Raw genomic sequence first — 1,544 nt, 5'->3', positions numbered from 1 at the left:
GGAATAGCTGCCGAAGAACATCCTTTAGCATCGGTCATTACAATAGAGTAAGCACCTGCTATTAATCCTGTGTATGTTCCTGAAGTATCTCCGCTTGTATTGGCAACCGGACCTGTTAAGGCATAACTAAATGGTGCAACTCCTGCTGTTGGGGTCAAAGTGATGCTTCCATCATTTCCTCCATTACAGCTTACATTTGACTCCACCGCTGTAGCTGTTGGAACAACCGGAGTTGTTACAATTACTGCTGCTGTAGTGACCTGACAACCTGCAGCATTACTATCGGTAATCTCAAAAGTATAACTGCCCGCTGTACCAACTGATGCTGTGAAACCTGAACCAGTAACACCCGTAGCTGTACCAGCAGCAATTCCGTCAACATACATTTGATACGTATAAGGAGCAACTCCATCAGTAATCACTACATCAATAGTAGCAGCTGTTGAGCCTGTACAATACAAGTCTTTTGTTAATTTTGCTGAAGCTAACAATTGTTTTTCTATTGTATAATCTACAAATGCCTCACATCCGTTATCATCTTTAACACCCAATTTATAAGTACCAGGTGTTGTAAATGTAGCAACCGATGTAGCAATAGCTGAACCGTTTACTGTATAAGTCTTAACTCCGTTGTAAGTAGTAGTAACGGTACTTAAATCAACCGTTAAATCTGATCCTACATAACATTGCTGTGCCGGAACTGAAATAGCTGGCGGAGCATCGTTAGTAATCATAACATTCTCTATATGGATACAGCCATTGGTATCTTTTACATAAACATCCCATGACAAATCTGTCAGGTTAGTATCTACTGATAAAACAGGATTTGCCGTGTAAGCAGACGCTGCAGGAGCTGTGGCTCCAACCTGTACTACTGCGTATGTATAAGATCCTGTTCCGCCTATAACTCCGCTAACTGTAATTTTTGAAATATCCTCTGAACAGAACACTTTTGTTGCTGTTGCTGTGAAATCAATCGCAACTGGCTCTGTAATAACAACAGCATCACTTGCTGAACAATTAGTCGTATTATCGGTAACTGTTACTGTATAAGTACCTGCTGATAATCCAGTTAAAGTAATAACATCTCCAGCTTGGGCGATCTGTGCCGGCAGAACGGCAGGAGAAACTCCTACTGTGTAATTACCTGAAGCACTAAAGCCTGTAACGGTATATTGTGCCGAACCATTATCGGTTGTACCGTCTGATGCATGACATGATATATCATTAACCAAAATACCTGTGATAGCAATTGGTATTACCGGATCAACTGTAAAGTTTTTCTCAATTGAACAGCCATTAGCATCCGTTACTTTGAATAAATAGGTATCTGGAGCTAACCCTGTGAATACATTAGATGTTCCGTTATCAACCGTAATTGGAGAAATAATCTCGTATTTAGCCATAGGAACATAACCTCCAACTACTGTTAAAGTAATATCTGCAACATTAGTCGGACATACAGGTGCAGTACTTACTGCAAAAGTAATATCTGTTAATGGTATATATGGAGCTACTGTAGTGCTGCCGCTAAATATACAGCC

At 40.3% G+C, this 1,544-nt stretch carries 1 protein-coding gene; it reads right to left on the bottom strand.

Translation table 11 applies throughout. The annotated features are described in order from the left end of the window. Nucleotides 1-1,544: SprB repeat-containing protein (locus ACEN2I_RS19945; RefSeq protein ID WP_441767830.1), on the bottom strand; the 1,544-nt coding region annotated here is incomplete at both ends.

It is taken from the genome of Flavobacterium sp. W22_SRS_FK3 (assembly GCF_052113665.1).
GTDB lineage: Bacteria > Bacteroidota > Bacteroidia > Flavobacteriales > Flavobacteriaceae > Flavobacterium.
Note: the sequence above shows the minus strand (reverse complement) of the source record. Positions and strands in the feature narration are given on the sequence as shown.